The organism is Psychrobacter sp. UBA3068 (assembly GCF_002366815.1).
Lineage (GTDB): Bacteria > Pseudomonadota > Gammaproteobacteria > Pseudomonadales > Moraxellaceae > Psychrobacter > Psychrobacter namhaensis.
In genome coordinates, this window is record NZ_DFBY01000009.1 from 1 (window position 1) to 17,677 (window position 17,677).

Consider the following 17,677-nt stretch of genomic DNA (forward strand, 5'->3'; position numbering starts at 1 on the left):
CCAACTTATGGGGGTCGGTTCAATTAGCCCTTTTTTGTTTGTAAAATTTTTGAAGATTAACGCGAATAAGTAGGATCCGCTGCTGCTGTGAATAGTACGTCAGTTGATGAGTTCAGTGCTGTTTCGGCCGAGTCCTGAATGACACCGATGATAAAGCCAATCGCCACCACTTGCATGGCAATGTCATTTGGAATGCTAAACAAGCTTGCCGCCAATGGAATCAGGAGCAGTGAACCACCAGCAACACCAGACGCTCCGCACGCGCTAATCGTTGCGACTAGGCTCAATAAAAGCGCTGATGCAAATGAGACTTCGATACCGAGCGTATGCGCCGCTGCAAGCGTTAACACATTGATCGTAATCGCCGCGCCCGCCATATTAATCGTCGCGCCAAGTGGAATCGTCACTGAATACGTGTCTTCATGTAGGCCCAGTTTGCGCGCAAGGTTCATGTTGACTGGAATATTGGCCGCTGAGCTGCGAGTAAAGAAAGCGGTAATCCCTGATTCACGCAAGCAGGTGAATACCAGTGGATAAGGATTTTTGCCTGTCTTGATCAGTACGATAATAGGGTTGGCAACTAAAGCAATGAACAGCATACAACCGACCAGTACTAATAAAATACGCGCATACCCTGCTAGAGAGGCAAAGCCTGTCTCAGCGACGGTATTAGCGACCAAACCTAAGATACCAAAAGGCGCTAGGGCAATGATCCATTTCACCACTTGTGAGATGGCATCAGAAAAATCATTGACCACGGCACGCGCGGTATCGCTGGCTTGACGTAGAGCAAAGCCGATGATAATTGCCCATGCCAAAATACCAATGTAATTGGCTTCAGCAATCGCACTAACCGGATTGGCAACCAAATTCATAAGCAGGTTAGTCAACACTTCTTTGAGGCCTGCTGGTGGTACCTGCTCAATCGTCGCATTTACTAAGACCAGCTCAGTTGGGAATAAAAAGCTGGCTCCTACCGCGGTGAGCGCCGCCAAAAAAGTGCCAAACATGTACATAATAAGCACTGGTTTGACATAAACTTCATTACCACTGCGGTGTTGGCTAATGGCGGCCATGACCAAAACGAATACCAATACTGGTGCAACTGCTTTTAGCGCGCCAACAAACAGTGTGCCCAACAGTCCCAATGCAATACCGATGCTTGGTGCTAGCCAACCAATTATCACACCCAGTACCAAACCAATAATAATCAGCGGTACCAGCCCTATACGCTGGTACATCGCAATCAATGAACGCATCTATACACCCTCGAGTTAGTCAATAAATAAGAAATTTATAACGAAAATAGACAAAGAATCGATGGATGGTAGCATTTTTTAAGATAAGCGCCTACCTCTAACCCCTACCTGCTTAGGCCGATAGGACTCAGAAAAAAAGCGTAGGACTTGGTATGAGGGAAACTGGACGGCTTTTTTTAAAATACAGACGTTTTAAAGCTGTATATTTTAAACTTTAAAGTGGGTCAGCTCATAGTCCAATTGTTGATAAACTTTGTACTTGTGACGACCTTCTTGCACGCTGTTAGGGTCAGGTTTTATCAGCTCAAGCACCCGAGTAGGCTGTGCATTGGCTGCTGCCATCACGCTTGTGACAGGCTGCACCGTAGTATTAAGTACAATACCTCTAAAATCGGCTGGCATACGACTGCCAAGCAAAACAGGCGCTAATGTTTTGTGAGTGTCTGTTATATCAGGATCAGCGGCTTCAGTATGAGCGTCTAGAAGGCGTTGATGCGGTATAAAGCTTGTCGCTTCTTGTGCCCATAGGGCGTCATCAAGCGTCGACAGTAGTGTCTCATCTTCTACCAGTATCAGCACCGACTGAGAGCTTTTATTGATCGCGGTTTGGGTCAGCTGACAAATAAAGCCCAAGAAATCTTGGGCTTTACTCTCGCTTAAAACATAAAAGCTAATGTTCATAAAATGATTGTCATAAAGTGGTTTTTCATGAGTTCATTAAGCCATATTTACACTGTTTTTTAAATACTGCATAAATAGGGGGACAGGACGACCGGTTGCGGCTTTATCTTTACCTGAGTTCCACGCTGTGCCAGCGATGTCTAAATGTGCCCACGCTTGACCTTCTTCGACAAAACGCGACAAGAAGCAGGCGGCAGTCACAGAGCCTGCGCCTTTCCCGCCAATGTTTTGAATGTCAGCGATGGGTGAGTCAAGCTGTGCTTGATACTCATCATCCATTGGCATGTGCCAAATGAGATCGCCTGATAGATTACTGGCATTTTCAAGATCAAACAATACGTCTTCATCGTTACTAAACACTGCTGAGCGTACGTGCCCTAAAGCAACCACACAGGCACCGGTCAAGGTAGCAACATCAATAATGGTTTTTGGTTGATAGCGCTGCACGTAGCATAGTGTGTCGGCCAGTACCAAGCGACCTTCAGCATCCGTGTTTAAGATTTCCACTGATTTGCCGTTCATGGCTTTGACGATATCACCAGGACGGGTAGCATCACCTGATGGCATGTTTTCCGCACAAGCAAGCGCACCAACGACATTGATCGGTAGACGCGCTTCACACAAGGCTTTAATCGTACCTAGGACTGATGCTGAACCGCCCATATCAAACTTCATCTCATCCATGGCCGCGCCTGGTTTGATTGAAATACCGCCTGAGTCAAAGGTGACCCCTTTACCGACTAAGACGATAGGGGCGTCGTCGTTAGCAACGTCCGTAGTGGTATCACTGTTTTTACTTGCCTTTTTAGACGCTTTTTTGGTCGGCAATTTATCCGCCAGTGCTTTTAGGCCACCGGTCGCTTTTGCGCTGTTAGTCACATTACTAGCGTTGTTAGCATTGGCACTAAATGCTGATTTACCTTGATATTCCATCAAGACAAGTTTGCCTTCTTTAGTAGAGCCTTGCGCTACCGCTAAGAAGCAATCCATACCCAGCGCTGACATCTCGTCTTCGCCCAGTACCGTGACGTTTAAGAGATCCGGATAGGTTTTTGCCAGTTCTTGCGCTTGTTCTGCCATATAAGCTGGGAAGCAGATGTTACCTGGCTCGTTAGCAACGTCACGGGTCAGGCTTTGGCCAGCAAAGACCGCTTGAGCAAACGCTAGCGTCTCTTGCAATGACTTATCAGCCAGTAAGTAGATATCGGTTAACACAGGCGTTTTTTGCTCAGACTTGTATTTATCAAAACGATAACTCGCTGCCAATAAATTAAGCGCAAACTGGCCAAATTGATTGTCTTCTAAGGCATCATCCAAAGCAACGGTAATAGAGTCGACGCGCTTTTGCGTGCTTTGATAAATGGTATTGGCAATTTTTTGCAATCCGCTTTGGCTAAGCTTATCAAGACTACCAACACCCACCAACAATAGCTGTACTGGATTTTGCTTCGTGGTCTTTTTGTCACCCGCTAAGGCATAATCAGCCACAGTTTCGCAGGCTTTACCATTAAAATGTGAGACGTCAATCAACTGCTCAATTCGCGTTTGGTAATCGCTTAAGACTGATTCGGCCAAGATATTTTTCTTATCATCGACTAAGACGACAAGGCAAGCCGCGTCTTTGCTTTTGGCTTCTTTTTTGAGTATTTTTTGCGTGTGCGTTTTTGGTAAAGTTTGGGTTAATTTAATATTCATATAATTATCCTTATTAGAGTTATGAAAATAGCAGAATTTATGTAATGGATTATCTCTGTTAAATCATTTGACTTATTAAGCCACCACCGTAGTGTAGCATATTGCGAGGTGGGTGCGCAGTGAGCACGCCTTAGCTAATACATTTGAGCAAGTCTGCTATGCCAATTTACGCTATTCTTCTCGTGGTCAATGATAAGAAGGGTAAACAAATCTTTCTACAGTAAATATAGTAAAAATCTAACAGAAAAAACTCGCGTCACTTAACGTAGTGTATGTTTTAAGCGGGCTTTATGACACTTATTATCGGTTATTTTTATGATGTTCTCAGTAAAATGTAAGCAATGATTCAAACACATTTCACAGCCATTTTTTACCAAAATATGCTAGGATTAGCGGTTATCTTTATCGCTAATATTTATACGGTGTGGCTAATTAGTAGCCCAGTTGTTTTTACGCCTGTTTAACTATCTGCTAGAACAGCTCTGGGTTGATAGTTCTCATAATTGTGCTTGAGTCTGCCCCTAGCCGATCAATAAACCTGCGATGAATCGTGCGAATACCAACCTTTTTTTTAAGAGTGCCTATTGTGATATTACGCCGCTACATGACTCAACAAGTTGCCTCAACGACCGCTTTGGTATTGGGGTTTTTAGTGGTGATGATGCTTGGCGGGCGGTTGATCCGTTACTTTGGTATTGCGGCAGAGGGCAACCTAGATATCAGCTTGTTATTTACGATTATTGGTTATAATTTGCCGTATTTTTTAGAGTTAATCCTGCCGTTAGCGTTTTTTATCGCGTTGATGCTCGTGTTTGGGCGTTTGTACGTGGATCAAGAAATGGCAGTGATCAATGCCAGCGGCGTGTCGAGGGGTAAGCTTGCCCGCTTGATGACGCCCCTGATACTGGTACTGTTTGTCGGTGAAGCGGCGCTGTCCATCGTCGGTAAACCGTGGGGCGTGCGTTCATCTGAGGCTGTTTGGCAACAGCAAGCGTTGACCAGTGCGTTTGACTTAATTCGTCCCAATGAGTTTATCAGTAGCGGCAATTATCATTTGTATGTGGGTAGTTTGAGCGATGATAAAAAGCAGTTGCAAGATGTGATACTCATCCAATCTGAACCGAACCCAAAAGGGTCCGCTGATAAAAGTACCGCTGTTGATGTCAATAATCGTATTGATCCCGAGACTGCCGAGCAATTAAATATTCCAGAGTTACCAAACGCGTGGGTCAACAATAACGCTATCAGTAAAGACACCATTACTTTAGCCAAACGCGCTGAACAAGTAGACACAGGTGATAGCGGTGTGACCCAATTAGACTTATTCCAAGGTCGGCGCTATGAGGTCGCCGCGGGTAGTCTAAAGTATAATCAAGTGGGCTTTGATCGCTATCGAATCACCTTGATTGAATCATCGAAAGAAGTCATCACAGAAGACAATATCGAGACTCAAGCGATTGGACCATTGTGGCAGACAGCGACTGGTAGTGCCCAAGTAGCGAGTAGTGACAATGCGTTGCGTGCCGCCCAAGGTGAGCTTGGTTATCGCTTGGCGCTACCTTGGTTGATGATTCTTGCACCTATGCTGGCGGTGCCACTGGCACAAGTGCGCCCCCGCCAAGGCCGTTGGTTGCGTCTGTTTCCCTCTATTTTGTTATTTGTTAGCTGCGCGCTGGGTATTATTTCGCTCAAAAATGCGGTCAGTAAAGGCAGTGTCAGTGTGTGGGCCTATGCGTGGTTTATTGTAGGATTTATGGCGTTGGCGCTTTATCTGAACTGGGGAAGCCGTGTACAGCATCGGTTGCGCTTTCGCAAACCAGAAAACGACCCTTTACCAACGGTTGATCATCAAAGCAGTGGCTCACAAGGAGGGCGGTCTTAATGCGTTCTTTATTTGCAAAATCACCGGCTACTGATCAGCTTGCGCAAAAACCGACCAACTTAAAAGTGTTAAGTCGTTATGTCAAACGCAACGCGCTGCTTGCTATTATCGCCGCGGTCTTAGGTCTGTGGGCGTTACAGTTGGTTTTCTCTTATTTATCAGAGCTTGATTCGTTAGATGAGAGCTACACGATGAGTGAGGCGATCAAGTATATCTTTTATCGCTCCCCCTACTTTTTAGAGCAGTTTATCCCAACGGGTGCGTTACTGGGTGCGGTGGTAGGTTTGGGTTTGCTCGCCAATAAAAGTGAGCTGGTGGTGATGCGCGCCGCTGGAGTGAGCGTGTATCGTATTGTCGGCTGGGTGCTACAGCCTGCTTTGCTCTTTGTCCTGTTAGCGCTGGCTATCAATCAGTTTGTCTTACCGCACTCCAATCAGTTGGCGAAAGAGATTAATGAGGAGGACAGCAGTTCGTTGGTCACGTCGGTACGCGGTTATTGGACACTGCAGCCGCGCTTTGAGCGCTCAGAGGGTGGCGATACCAAGCCTGATGGCAGCGATATTTTGTATATCGACTATGCTGATGTCGAAGGCAATATCGGTGAAGTCAAGCGTTGGCATTTAGATAATGACGGGAATTTGCAAACGGCCGTCCACGCTGAAGGTGGGCAGTATATCGGCCGCGAACCTATAGATGCTAATAACAGCAAACCGAGCGAGCAGTATCGTTACGAGTGGCAGCTGAACAACATGACCAAACTCACCATCAACCAAGGGTTTGACAGTAGCCAAGCCATCTCACCATCTGATACGTTAAGCCTGCCATTTGCCCCTGAGTCTGTATATTTGCTCACGCGCAAGGCAGAGGATTTGTCATTGACCCAGTTGTATGAGCATCGTCAGTTTATGCGTCAGCAAGGTCAACGCTCTTTGAGCCATGAGTTGGCATTTTGGCAAAAGCTGTTATCGCCGTTGTCTATTTTATCTTTGGTGATTGTGGCTTGCTCATTCGTGTTTGGTTCGCTACGAACGCACAGTCTGGGTTTGCGTATCGTTGTGGCATTACTGTTCGGCTTGCTGTTCAGTTATATACAAGACTTGGTGGGCTTTGTCTCGCTCGCGACTGGATTTTCGCCGTTATTTATGGTGCTGTTACCGATTGTTGTTAGTGCGGTATTGGGTGGTTATTTACTCAAGCGGCAAATGTAGTAGCCATAAAAAAGCCCGCCAAAACATGTGTGTTTTGGCGGGCTTTTGCTTGTTCGGTTTTTAAACGTTTAGGCCGTCAAAAAATTAATCTTTGGTCGCCATGGTAATCGTATAAGTCTTGCCTTGTTTGATCTTTTCGCTATTGCCAAACACTTCGGTAAATGAGCGCTTCATAAACTGGCGCAAGCCATTAATCGTCACCACATAAAAACGCCCGCCTTGACGCATCCGCGCATAGGCATCGAGGAAGTATAAGTAATGCTGCTCTTTGCCGACTTTGGCAGGCAAGTTTGACATGACAAGGCTAAAGTCTTTGTCTTTTGCCACATGGTTAAAGCCATTAGATAAATGCACATCGACATTTTTTAGACCGTTTTTTTCGCAATTACGGCGCGCATATTCTACCGCCATAAAGTCTTTATCAATCAGTGTGTGCTGACCATTTGGACACTCACGCGCGGCTGTCATACCAAGCACACCATAGCCGCAGCCCAAATCTATCGAATCATCATCCGCTTGAAAGTCCACATAATCGAGCAGCATCAGGCTGCCATCATCGAGCTTTTGCGGCGAAAAAATGCCCCAGGTGGTTGAAAAATCAAATGGCTTACCCAGCACGTCTTGGCGAAAGTGAATGTCTTCGCGCCAATGTTCGGCGTTTTTTAATAAGTCAGCAGGCGGTCTATGGCTCATGGAATTCTCAAATATAGATAAGTAAAAAGGCTGCGCGGCCCAATCAGACAGTGTGCATATGATGACGCACATTATTAAGGGTATTGTAGCGAGAAACGGGCAGGTTTGCAGCTATGGATTGAGAGAATTGTATTTCTACAAATGCAAGAAGAGCCAATCGTGCCTGTTGTTTGTATCTGTCACTCTGAGCGGGACGGTTGGACGTAAAGGACACTTATAGAAAAGTCCTCTTTAAGGGATTTTCTCTTGCGAACCTAACGAAGCAGTGCTTCTTTTTAACGGTTCTCACCCTCTCGGATGATGTGCTGCGTGCAATTTCTGCAACCTCGCCGTTGCCACATGGGTATAAATTTGTGTCGTTGATAGATCACTGTGCCCCAATAACAATTGCACGCTACGCAAGTCCGCCCCATGATTTAGCAGGTGAGTGGCAAAGGCGTGCCGTAAGGTATGCGGCGATAGCTCTTTGTCAATACTGGCAACTTTGGCGTATTTTTTGAGCAAATACCAAAAGTTCTGCCGCGTCATATAGCCACCTTGCGCGGTCAAAAACACCGCTTGGCAATTACCTGATTTTAAGTGCGCAATCAAATCGCCACGCCCATGAGACAGATAATCTTCTAGCGCATCGCTAGCATATTCGCCTAAGGGCACCAGTCGCGTTTTATTACCTTTCCCCGTGATTTGTAACCAGCCAGAATTGAGATTGACTTGCTCAAGCGAGAGATTAATCAATTCGCTGACGCGCAGACCGCAAGCATAGAGTACCTCTAGCATGGCTTTGTCGCGTAGTCCGAGGGCGGTGCTGGTATCGGGTGCAGCGAGTAGATTATCGACATCCGCTTCGCTCAAATCTTTCGGTAGCGGACGACCAAGCTTTGGACTTTTGATACGCTCACAGGGGTTGTCTTCACGCAGATTGCTAGCGATCATCCATAAATAAAACTGACGCAGGCTTGAGAGCATGCGCGCTTGGGTACGTGGGGTTTTGCCGTCCCGTGCAACAAAGGAGAGACAGTGCAGCACATCGTCAGGCTGCCAGCGGGTCAAAGCGATAGGATTGGTTAATTCACAAGCGCGCAAATCACGGACATAAGCGTTACGAGTACGCGTCGCTAGACCACGCGCCAGCATAGCTTGACGAAACTCAGTCATGTAGCTAGGCTCATCATCTTCTACCGCCAAGGCTTTCGGTTGTCGCTGTTGTACGGCGCGATCACGACTCATAAGACAATACTCAGAGGATGGCTAAAACAGGGAATGGCTAAAAATTGACAGTAAATCAATGTCAGAAAGAAAAAATTAAGCGTTTTTTTTCTTAACCAAATAACGATAAAGCGTGCCATTCGTAGGCTCATCATTATCGTCAGCGACCGTGATTTCATCAGGATCTATATCCAAGCTCACCTTTTCAGCGAGGGTTTCTTGATGGACAAGCGTGTGCCCTAAGTGACGACAAAAATTAGGAATATCACGGGTGGTGGCCGGATCAGTGGCCAGTATTTCAATCACATCACCGCCATCCGCTTGACGAATGGTGCGATGCAGCATCATGACAGGCTCAGGACAGATCAGTCCTTGAGTGTCTAAATGATGGTTGATAGCCGTTTGCGCGATAGAAGTAGTCATAATGGTAATTTTGAATCAATAAAGTTAAGTTTAAAATACAAGAGTAATGCACAGACGTGCTTTTAGGCGCGTACTTTATGTCTCTTCGACAATGTCAGAGTCCTCTTGTACTTCTAAATAGTTAAAGAAGCGCTTAAAAGTCACTTTGAATAAAAACGCCACACCCAGCCAAGATGCTAGACCGAGCCACACCGTGTCGGCAAATAATAACCCGCCGATCAAGATAATGGTCGACACGCCAATGCTCAGCGCAATCATCGACGGTTGATTCAGACGATAACGATAAATGACTAAGGCATCATAAACAGTAATAGGAATCGTGAGCGCAACCAACGCATAGGGCAAATTATAAAACAATTGATAAAGCAGCTGATTGCCATGGAACGCTTTAACACTGGCAATGGTACCAAAGACCACAAAAGCGAAGAGAGCGGCATAAATGAGATAAATCGCTATCTGGTTTACACGCTGGGCACCTTTAATACGAGCGATGGCAAGCGGGGCAAAGCCGTGTTGCGACTTATTTTGCAAGGATTGGTCTGAGACAGTGGTCATAGTAATCAGTCATGTATCCGTTTAGAGTTACGACCTATCAGAAAATAGCCGTGTTGTGTGGAACGTTAGAAAAACTGGTCACTCAATTAATCTGCTTTGATGGCATCAATGGCAAGACTGGTATTAGGATCAGCAAAATAGGTCGACATCAAGATACACGCAGAGATGTCATCAATCGGCGCGCGCTCATGCTTAATCCAGCCGTTTTCCCACGCTATTTCCCTGGCAGCGACTGAGGTTAAGCGCTCATCACACAGAGATACCGTTACCGGTAAATGCTGCTCCATGATTCTATGGGCTAAGCGGCGGGCGAACTTGTGTGCCCGTTTTGAGAGCATGGAGCTGCTACCATCCATATTTAGTGGTAACCCCACCACCACTTTTGCCACGCCCCACACTTTAATAATGCCCAGTAAGTTGTCCCAATCTGGTTGACCATTGTTCATCGCTAGGATATCAAAGGCACGTGCGGTCTCGGTAATGGTGTTACCCAGCGCCATGCCCATCTTTTTGACGCCATAATCTAAGGCCAAGACCAGATGCGGTTTGACGGCTGGTGCAGCGATGCTACTAGCCCCCATCTCTGAGCTATCTTCGCTATCTGTTATAGGAGTACGGTCTACCATCATAAAGGATGTTACCTATTTTTATGTCTGTATTCATAGAGAATACGATATTAAGCGTGTCCGATATCGCTGCTAAGATAGTCAAAATTCACGCCAATCTTATCAGCGGCAATCTGCCAACGTTCTTCAAACGGTGTGTCAAACAACAAATTCAAATCGGCTGGGCACACCAGCCAGTCGCCGCTATCTAGTTCTTGTTCAAGCTGTTTTTGGCCCCAACTGGCATGACCCAAGCACAGCTGATAATGACCCACACCTTGACCTGCCGCGATCCGTTTAAGAATATCTTGGCTTGTCGTAATACAGACATTTTCTGAAATAGCAAAAGAAGAGGCCCATTCTGGCTGACCTGTGTGTAAGACAAAGCCAACCTCAGGGTACATAGGCCCACCTTCTAATGCCAGATCCTCCATCACTTGCGAGTCAGTCACCTCAATATTTAAGTCTTCTAAGAGTTTGCCCACGCGAGATTGCTCTAGCGGACGATTGACCATAAGACCTAGTGCCCCATGCTTATCATGACGACAAATATAGATTAAGGCCTGCTCAAACCTTGGGTCTGATAGCTCTGGCGCCGCGATTAAGAAGTGATGGGTCAAATTAGCTTTAGACATAGAGACAAACGCAACCTAATAATAAAGGTGAGAGACCACTATATGGCGATAATGAGTAGAAAATCAACCAAAGCAAATATTTATCAGTGGCTAGATCATAAGTAGAGGCAACTGACTTTTATTTAACATCGGTCAATAAACTACGGGCATGATCACGAGTGACGTCAGTGATGGTGACGCCGCCTGACATGCGTGCCAGCTCATCGACTTGCGCATTGTCTGTCAATATTAACAGCTCACTCTCTGTCTGCTCTTGATGATGTTTTTGCACCAAGATATGCTGATGCGCTTGCGCGGCCACTTGTGCTTGGTGCGTAATGGCGAGCAGTTGCTGCGTTTGCCCAAGCGCCCGTAACAGCTCACCGACCACTTGTGCTGTACCGCCGCTGATACCGACATCCACCTCATCAAATACCAGCATGGGCTTGGCGGCATTGTTGTCGGCATTGGTCGCTTGCATGACTTGCATCACTAGCGCCATGCGTGACAACTCACCCCCGGAGGCGATTTTATGTAGTGGCTGCATCGGCATACCCACATTGGCACTAAATAGTAAGTCAATATCAAAGCAGCCTTGCGCATTATACTGGCTCGGATCGGCTTTTTTGGTAAAGACGAATTCACAGCGCGCGTTGGGCAGGGCGAGGGGTTGCAGCTGTTTGATCAGTTGTTTGCTGACGACTGGCGCGGCCTTCGAGCGTGCCTTGTTCAATTGTGTGGCCAACGCCAAATAGTCTTGCCAAGCTTGTTCGATTTGCGACGCCATCGCGTCACTGCTTGGCTCGTTTTCTAATTGTTCTAACTGCGCTTGCCAGCTCTGTGCTTCATTAATCAATGCGCCCGCTGGCAAATTATGCTTGCGCGATAATCGGTGCCCTAGGCTGATTAAACTGTCTAGTGTTTGTAAGCGCTCAGGGTCAGGCAGTTGCTGCTCTGCATAGTCTGAGAGTAGCGCCGTCACCTCCGTAATTTGCTGCTGTGCTAAATGCAGTTGCTCAGACGCTTGCTCAAAGGTTTGGCTGACGCTTATTTGATGATCACAGAGCTTGATCGCTTGACCTAGCAGGGTCATGACATCTGGTTCGTCGGTGTCATTATCTAGTAGATGCAAACCATGACTGGCCTCCGTCATCAGTGCTTCAATGTTAGACAGCTCTTCGTGCTCCGCTTCGACATCTGCATAGTCAACGGCCAGTAACGGTGCAATATCAGCAAGTTGGCTTTGTAGCAGTTGGATGCGATCTTGACGTTGCGATTCACGGCTGGCGATATCATCAGCCTGACGTTTAAGCTTTTGATACTGCTGATAGCTGCTTGCGGTTTGCGCAGCAAGAGGAGATATCTGCGCCATTTCATCCAGCCATTGCACCACAAACTGCGGCTTGAGTAAGGCTTGCTGGGCATGTTGGCTATGAATATTGACCAGTAATGATCCCAAGCTTTTTAATTCAGCGAGGCTCACTGGCGTACCATTTAACCACGCTTTTGAGCGGCCAGTGTTACTCAGTTGCCGACGAATCAACACTTCAGGCTCTTCTAGTGGTCTGTCATTTTTTGCAAACCAATCAGCAACAACCGGATTGTTTTCTACATCAAACTGCGCATAAATATCTGCGTGCGTGGCGCCATGTCTGACCATCGCGCTATCTGCGCGTTCGCCTGCACATAAGGAAAGCGCATCCAGTAATAATGACTTGCCAGCACCCGTCTCACCGGTGATGACATTAAAGCCTCCAGCAATATTCAGCTCATGCTGAGCGATTAACGCAAATTGATGTAAAGTTAATGATACGAGCATCAACGCCTCTCATGACAGACAATGAGCCTCACGTAGAAGGCTGGCATGTCACATCTAAAATAGGATGAATAAAAGAATAAAATGAGTCAATTAATCGGGATAAATAGATACATGGGATTGGCAAATATTATGGTGTTAAATACTTTTAAATACAAATACTAAAGGCAATGAATAAGATAAAATGACGTGATAAGACTACCATAAAATCCTCAAAGAGGGGCCATTCTTAGTCATCATGATGTGATCTACACGATGTACAAATTTAGCCAGTCAGCGATAGTACCGTCTTACATAGAGCGCGCACCTGAATAACACAGCTCCTTAAAAAGTCTGTGAGTCAGACATCACAAGTAGAATTTACTGGTCGCTTTAACAAACTTTATAGATATAATGTGGTAGCATAATCTCACATAATGATAAACTCTTACCACTGGATTTATGCATCCTTCTATATGACAACGAGTCATAATCTCGTAAAATTAGAACGGTATCGTTGGAGGGGTATGCAACTGGGTCCTTGTATCAGCATGTTTTCATAGAACCTGCCTCTATGATGAAAGCATAGGTGTTTCACATAAAAGCAAGCGGCATCTAAGCCCGCGCGCTTCTTTAAAATGCACACGCTAGCTGACTGAAGTCAGTTACTTATTTTTTAGTTTTGCCATAATTATTTGATAAGGAAGCCACTATGACAGCGGCGCAATTTACGAATGTTACCGTCAATGCCCAGGCGACAATATCTTATGATGGTCGTTGTTCAAGCCATACCATCATGTTTGAGGACGGCCGCCATAAAACGTTGGGTGTTATTTTGCCTTGTGACAACTTGGTTGACCATTATCACTTTAGTACCAACACCTCTGAACGTATTGAGATCATCAGCGGGGAGTGTGAGGTGAAAATAAATGGTGATGAAGAGTTCAGCTATTATCGTGCTGGCCAGTCATTCGTGGTCGAAGGGAATAGTGGATTTAATCTACGCACCGAAGAAATTGTTCAGTATATTTGCCATTTAGAAGGCTGATAGAACTGACAGTAATAGGGCGTTAAACGCTTGCATCACTGATGTCCCATAATAGCCATAACGTCCTCAAGAAATAAACAATATCGAATTGGTGTTGTTTATTTCTTTTTTTATTGGCTGACATTTTTGCTAACCAGTCATCGATTAGTTGGTACAATTACCGCTAACCCTCTTTTTACTTTATCGCATTGCGCGATATCCACTTATATTCAGTAGGCCTATTATGGCAAAACCCATTTATTTTTATGGTATTCACGCGATTGATGCCTTACTTGACCATCGCCCTCTTGATGGGCTGAGCTTATTTGTACAGCAAGGGCGCGAGAGCGATAGCCATGTAAAAAGCATCATGGCACAAGCTGATGCCAATGGTATCAGTATTCAGTCGGCGCAAAAAGATAAGCTCACTCAGTTGTGTGGTAGCCCGCAACATCAAGGCGTCGTACTGCATGCTCGTCCGTTGGGCTTCGCTGATGGAGGCTTGCTTGACACGATTGCTGGACGTGAGCAGTGCTTATTGTTGGTACTCGATCAAATCACCGATGCGCATAATTTTGGGGCTTGTTTGCGTACCGCTGTGGCGATGGGTGTGGATGCAGTTGTTTGTCCAAAACATCATGCAGCAAGCCTGACGCCAACCGTGGCCAAAGTGTCTGTTGGCGCGGCAGAAATGATGCCGATTGTCAGCGTCACCAATTTGGCCCGTACGCTCGCACAAATCAAACAGGCAGGCGTGTTTGTCTTCGGTACCGCACTGAGTGCTGATGCCAAACCGATACATGCCGCCGATTTGACAGGCAAGACGGCAATCATTATGGGCTCAGAAGGAGAGGGCATGCGCCGCCTGACCACCGAGAGCTGTGATGAGCTGGTTTATATCCCCATGTCAGGGAATGAGCATGGCAACCTACAAAGTCTCAATGTGAGTGTTGCCACGGGTATGGCGTTATACGAGGTCAATCGACAGCGTACTTTAGCTGCTGGGCAAGTATAAGATACTCTTGATGTAACGGTTCTAGTTGTAAGTAAAGAGCGTCAAGGTCACTCTCATTGAGTATGACGTTATCCGCATGACGGTTGCGCTCTTCACGGCTCAGCTGATTCACCATAATGGCTTTAATTTTCTGTACGCTTTGCTCATCACGCTGACTGGCACGCGCCAGCTGCGTGTCCTCGGTGGCGTCCATCACTAAAATACGTTGGCATAAGTTAGCAAGCCCTGCCTCCGCAGCTTCAATGAGCAGGGGTGCTGACAACACCACATAAGGTGATGTGCTCGCTGCCAACTGGGCTTTTGCCGTCTCGCGTATCGCTGGATGCGTGATTGCTTCTAATTCAATCAGTGCTTCAGGATGGGTGAAAACATGCGTTCTTACCGCCGCGCGGTTCATCGATCCATCACCATTTAATACCCAGTCGCCAAATTTTCTTTGGATTTTGCGTAAGGTCGGACTGCCTTTTGCAACGATTTCATGGGCAATGACATCAGCATCAATAATATCGATGCCTTGTTCAGCGAACCAAGCACTGGCAGCGGATTTGCCGCTACCAATACCCCCTGTCAATCCGACTACTAATGTCTTGTTTTGCTTTTGGGGTGTTTGTGGCTCATGAGAATAAGGTGAAGCGTTGTTTTTTGACATAATGGTGACTTATCTGACGGATAGTATAGTGATAACAGTGTTAAAGTGAGCGAATATTGTGCTGACTATTCGTTGACTTATAGGGGAGCGCTCTGACGTGTGTTCAACAGGCACTTAAACAAAGCGTTTTAGTAAGTATACATACCAAGATACCAGCTGACGATATCTGAGCCATATAATAACGCAATGATACCAGCAATCGCGATATAAGGACCAAAAGCGAAAGGTCGACTCTCACCCTGTTTTTTCATTAAAATAAGCCCAACGATAGACCCTAGCAAGGATGACAGTAAAATAATCAACGGCAGCATCAGTGGCCCAAGCCACGCTCCCAGCACGGCCAATAACTTAAAATCCCCTTGTCCCATACCGTGTTTTTTAGTAATTAGGTAAAACACCTTAACCACTATCCACAACGATAAAAACCCAAGCAATAATCCCCAAATCGACTGAGTGGGCGAGACAAACCAACCTTGTGAATTGACTGCCAAGCCCAAACCCGCTAGAGGAAAGGTGAGGCGATCGGGTAGGAGCTGCGTATCAAAATCAATGCCTGTTAAAGCAATAAGCGTCCATACTAAGACTAATGCTGACAAGCCAGTAGCATTAACGCCAAATTGATAAATAACCAGCACCGATAGCAGCGCAGTGGTCAGCTCAACCAAAGGATAGCGCAGACCGATAGCCGCTTTGCAATCTGAACAACGCCCGCGTAGTAGCAACCAACTTACTAAGGGGATATTCTCATACCACCTGATTTTATGCGCGCAATGCGGGCAGCGCGAGGCTGGCCGGCTCAAAGTAATAGGTTGATCGTTTGTGACAATACTAGCAAGGGGCAGGGTATGTTTGCGCGGCATGTCTGCTTGTTCAGTCATAAACTGGCTGCACTCTTGCCGCCAGCTATAGACCATCATCAGGGGGATACGGTGAATCACCACGTTCAAAAAACTGCCAACACAAATACCTAGTAGACCAAACACGACCAAAGCTAGCGCAGTATTGTCTTGGAGTAATTGTATAAATTGCATCAAATCGTTATCCTACCACTGAGCCCATTTGGAATATTGGCAAGTACATAGCAATCACTAAGCCACCGACCAATACCCCTAATACCGCCATAATCAGTGGTTCCATTAAGCTGGTTAAGCCATCCACCGCATTGTCGACTTCGTTTTCGTAATATACCGCCACTTTGTCTAGCATTTCTTCTAAGCTACCAGATTCTTCACCAATCCCGACCATTTGAATGGCCAAGCTTGGGAATAAATTGGTTGAGCGTATGGCGAACTGTAGTTGCTGACCGGTCGCGACATCATTTTTAATTTGCTGAATGGCGTTATAAAATACCACATTATTTGCCGCCCCCGCAGTCGAGTCTAAGGCGTCAATAAGTGGTACACCCGCCGCAAAAGTCGTAGACAGCGTACGAGCGAAACGGGCAATGACGGCTTGATAAGCAATATTGCCAAATATCGGTGCTTTTAATACCACGCGATCCAAAAAATCACGGAATTTTTTAGAGCGTTTTTTGGCTTCTGCAAAGCCGATAATGGCGCCACCAATGACGACGATCAAAATAAACCACCACGCTTGCATCCACTCAGACATACCCACCACCATTTGCGTGAACGCTGGCAGCTCTGCCCCAAAGGACGCAAATAGGTCTGAAAACACTGGCACTACTTTTATAAGCAAAATGATGGTAACAATGATGGCCACCACAACAACCGCAATAGGGTATTTCATGGCTTTTTTAATTTTCGCTTTGAGTAACTCGCTTTTTTCTTTATAGGTAGCAACCCGTTCGAGCATAGTCTCTAACGCACCTGATTGCTCACCAGAATCCACGAGTGAACAAAAGAGGTCATCAAAATAACGAGGGTGTTTACGTAGCGCAGACGCAAAAGTTCCCCCTGCTTCAATATCGGCTTTGATTTGCAGCACCAAGTCTTTCATACTTGGATTGTCAAGGGAGTCGGCGACAATCTCAAAAGACTGGGTCAGTGGTACGCCCGCTTTCATCATCGTGGCCAATTGCCGAGCAAAAATAGCAATATCAATAGGTTTGATGGATTTTTTGAAGGTATAGAGGGGTTTGGGCTTTTTCTTAATGCCTTTGACGGTAATACCTTGTTTACGCAAGGTTGCTTTGGCCAACTCTAAACTACGACTGGTGGTTTCCCCTTTCACTTTTTGCCCGCGCCGGTTTACCCCCTCATAGACAAAGTCTAACAGCATATCGGTCTTAGCTTTTGCCATGTTACTACCCTCAAAAACTGTCTCATTGGACATTACTTAGTATGAACGGACAGTTAGCCAATAATGTTTAGTGCGTCTACTTTATTTTAGCGTAAAAAACCAGTGTCC

Annotated in this window: 17 protein-coding genes; 4 read left to right on the top strand and 13 right to left on the bottom strand. The window is 46.1% G+C overall.

The window, feature by feature from the left end; translation table 11 throughout:
* Positions 1-56: 56 nt before the first annotated feature.
* From sstT to B2P60_RS01665, 3 genes are all read right to left on the bottom strand, one after another.
* Positions 57-1,259, bottom strand: a complete 1,203-nt coding sequence (sstT, locus tag B2P60_RS01655) for a serine/threonine transporter SstT (protein ID WP_193005676.1) — start codon at positions 1,257-1,259, stop codon at positions 57-59.
* Positions 1,260-1,466: 207 nt separating this feature from the next.
* On the bottom strand, positions 1,467-1,940 hold the full coding sequence (locus B2P60_RS01660; protein ID WP_193005675.1) for a DNA polymerase III subunit chi: 474 nt from the start codon (positions 1,938-1,940) through the stop codon (positions 1,467-1,469).
* Positions 1,941-1,976: 36 nt separating this feature from the next.
* Positions 1,977-3,635, bottom strand: coding sequence for a leucyl aminopeptidase (locus B2P60_RS01665; protein ID WP_286739074.1), 1,659 nt, complete (start codon positions 3,633-3,635; stop codon positions 1,977-1,979).
* 604 nt (positions 3,636-4,239) lie between these two features.
* Between B2P60_RS01665 and B2P60_RS01670 the strand changes: the two genes are divergently transcribed.
* A complete protein-coding gene (locus tag B2P60_RS01670) occupies positions 4,240-5,517 on the top strand; it encodes an LPS export ABC transporter permease LptF (protein WP_286739076.1) in 1,278 nt (425 codons plus the stop codon).
* On the top strand, positions 5,517-6,725 hold the full coding sequence (gene lptG / locus B2P60_RS01675; RefSeq protein WP_286739078.1) for an LPS export ABC transporter permease LptG: 1,209 nt from the start codon (positions 5,517-5,519) through the stop codon (positions 6,723-6,725). The genes B2P60_RS01670 and lptG overlap by 1 nt, the downstream gene beginning before the upstream one ends.
* Positions 6,726-6,809: 84 nt before the next feature.
* Here the strand turns inward: lptG and B2P60_RS01680 are convergent, their stop codons facing one another.
* The 7 genes from B2P60_RS01680 to recN all read right to left on the bottom strand — a co-directional run bounded on the left by B2P60_RS01680 (position 6,810) and on the right by recN (position 12,640).
* Positions 6,810-7,418 (bottom strand): class I SAM-dependent methyltransferase, encoded by a 609-nt coding sequence (locus B2P60_RS01680; RefSeq protein ID WP_193005671.1) that lies wholly within the window; start codon positions 7,416-7,418, stop codon positions 6,810-6,812.
* Between the two features lie 285 nt (positions 7,419-7,703).
* The gene (xerD, locus tag B2P60_RS01685) at positions 7,704-8,645 is read right to left on the bottom strand and encodes a site-specific tyrosine recombinase XerD (protein WP_286739080.1); all 942 of its coding nucleotides are present in this window, start codon (positions 8,643-8,645) and stop codon (positions 7,704-7,706) included.
* 75 nt (positions 8,646-8,720) lie between these two features.
* Entirely contained in the window at positions 8,721-9,047 is a 327-nt protein-coding gene (gene tusA / locus B2P60_RS01690; protein ID WP_286739081.1) for a sulfurtransferase TusA, read from the bottom strand.
* Positions 9,048-9,122: 75 nt separating this feature from the next.
* The gene (locus B2P60_RS01695; protein ID WP_286739082.1) at positions 9,123-9,602 is read right to left on the bottom strand and encodes a hypothetical protein; all 480 of its coding nucleotides are present in this window, start codon (positions 9,600-9,602) and stop codon (positions 9,123-9,125) included.
* A gap of 86 nt (positions 9,603-9,688) precedes the next feature.
* The gene (ruvX, locus tag B2P60_RS01700; RefSeq protein WP_193005699.1) at positions 9,689-10,228 is read right to left on the bottom strand and encodes a Holliday junction resolvase RuvX; all 540 of its coding nucleotides are present in this window, start codon (positions 10,226-10,228) and stop codon (positions 9,689-9,691) included.
* A 50-nt stretch (positions 10,229-10,278) separates the two neighbouring features.
* Positions 10,279-10,842, bottom strand: a complete 564-nt coding sequence (locus B2P60_RS01705; RefSeq protein WP_286739085.1) for a YqgE/AlgH family protein — start codon at positions 10,840-10,842, stop codon at positions 10,279-10,281.
* A gap of 118 nt (positions 10,843-10,960) precedes the next feature.
* Entirely contained in the window at positions 10,961-12,640 is a 1,680-nt protein-coding gene (gene recN, locus B2P60_RS01710) for a DNA repair protein RecN (RefSeq protein ID WP_286739087.1), read from the bottom strand.
* Between the two features lie 688 nt (positions 12,641-13,328).
* On the opposite strand from recN, the gene B2P60_RS01715 reads away from it, so the two are divergent.
* Both B2P60_RS01715 and rlmB read left to right on the top strand, forming a co-directional pair.
* Positions 13,329-13,664, top strand: coding sequence for a pyrimidine/purine nucleoside phosphorylase (locus B2P60_RS01715; protein WP_193005665.1), 336 nt, complete (start codon positions 13,329-13,331; stop codon positions 13,662-13,664).
* A 223-nt stretch (positions 13,665-13,887) separates the two neighbouring features.
* A complete protein-coding gene (rlmB, locus tag B2P60_RS01720; protein ID WP_286739090.1) occupies positions 13,888-14,658 on the top strand; it encodes a 23S rRNA (guanosine(2251)-2'-O)-methyltransferase RlmB in 771 nt (256 codons plus the stop codon).
* On the opposite strand, the gene coaE is transcribed toward rlmB, so the two are convergent.
* From coaE to B2P60_RS01735, 3 genes are all read right to left on the bottom strand, one after another.
* A complete protein-coding gene (gene coaE, locus B2P60_RS01725; protein ID WP_198334607.1) occupies positions 14,621-15,307 on the bottom strand; it encodes a dephospho-CoA kinase in 687 nt (228 codons plus the stop codon). The genes rlmB and coaE overlap by 38 nt on opposite strands.
* 128 nt (positions 15,308-15,435) lie before the next feature.
* A complete protein-coding gene (locus B2P60_RS01730; protein ID WP_286739095.1) occupies positions 15,436-16,338 on the bottom strand; it encodes a prepilin peptidase in 903 nt (300 codons plus the stop codon).
* A gap of 7 nt (positions 16,339-16,345) precedes the next feature.
* The gene (locus B2P60_RS01735) at positions 16,346-17,569 is read right to left on the bottom strand and encodes a type II secretion system F family protein (RefSeq protein ID WP_286739098.1); all 1,224 of its coding nucleotides are present in this window, start codon (positions 17,567-17,569) and stop codon (positions 16,346-16,348) included.
* Positions 17,570-17,677 lie beyond the last annotated feature (108 nt).

Excerpts from the sequence above, each read along its gene's own strand:
- sstT (WP_193005676.1), bottom strand. The coding sequence starts at position 1,259 with ATGCGTTCATTGATTGCGATGTACCAGCGTATAGGGCTGGTACCGCTG.
- B2P60_RS01660 (WP_193005675.1), bottom strand. The coding sequence starts at position 1,940 with ATGAACATTAGCTTTTATGTTTTAAGCGAGAGTAAAGCCCAAGATTTC.
- B2P60_RS01665 (WP_286739074.1), bottom strand. The coding sequence starts at position 3,635 with ATGAATATTAAATTAACCCAAACTTTACCAAAAACGCACACGCAAAAA.
- B2P60_RS01670 (WP_286739076.1), top strand. The coding sequence starts at position 4,240 with ATGACTCAACAAGTTGCCTCAACGACCGCTTTGGTATTGGGGTTTTTA.
- lptG (WP_286739078.1), top strand. The coding sequence starts at position 5,517 with ATGCGTTCTTTATTTGCAAAATCACCGGCTACTGATCAGCTTGCGCAA.
- B2P60_RS01680 (WP_193005671.1), bottom strand. The coding sequence starts at position 7,418 with ATGAGCCATAGACCGCCTGCTGACTTATTAAAAAACGCCGAACATTGG.
- xerD (WP_286739080.1), bottom strand. The coding sequence starts at position 8,645 with ATGAGTCGTGATCGCGCCGTACAACAGCGACAACCGAAAGCCTTGGCG.
- tusA (WP_286739081.1), bottom strand. The coding sequence starts at position 9,047 with ATGACTACTTCTATCGCGCAAACGGCTATCAACCATCATTTAGACACT.
- B2P60_RS01695 (WP_286739082.1), bottom strand. The coding sequence starts at position 9,602 with ATGACCACTGTCTCAGACCAATCCTTGCAAAATAAGTCGCAACACGGC.
- ruvX (WP_193005699.1), bottom strand. The coding sequence starts at position 10,228 with ATGGTAGACCGTACTCCTATAACAGATAGCGAAGATAGCTCAGAGATG.
- B2P60_RS01705 (WP_286739085.1), bottom strand. The coding sequence starts at position 10,842 with ATGTCTAAAGCTAATTTGACCCATCACTTCTTAATCGCGGCGCCAGAG.
- recN (WP_286739087.1), bottom strand. The coding sequence starts at position 12,640 with ATGCTCGTATCATTAACTTTACATCAATTTGCGTTAATCGCTCAGCAT.
- B2P60_RS01715 (WP_193005665.1), top strand. The coding sequence starts at position 13,329 with ATGACAGCGGCGCAATTTACGAATGTTACCGTCAATGCCCAGGCGACA.
- rlmB (WP_286739090.1), top strand. The coding sequence starts at position 13,888 with ATGGCAAAACCCATTTATTTTTATGGTATTCACGCGATTGATGCCTTA.
- coaE (WP_198334607.1), bottom strand. The coding sequence starts at position 15,307 with ATGTCAAAAAACAACGCTTCACCTTATTCTCATGAGCCACAAACACCC.
- B2P60_RS01730 (WP_286739095.1), bottom strand. The coding sequence starts at position 16,338 with ATGCAATTTATACAATTACTCCAAGACAATACTGCGCTAGCTTTGGTC.
- B2P60_RS01735 (WP_286739098.1), bottom strand. The coding sequence starts at position 17,569 with ATGGCAAAAGCTAAGACCGATATGCTGTTAGACTTTGTCTATGAGGGG.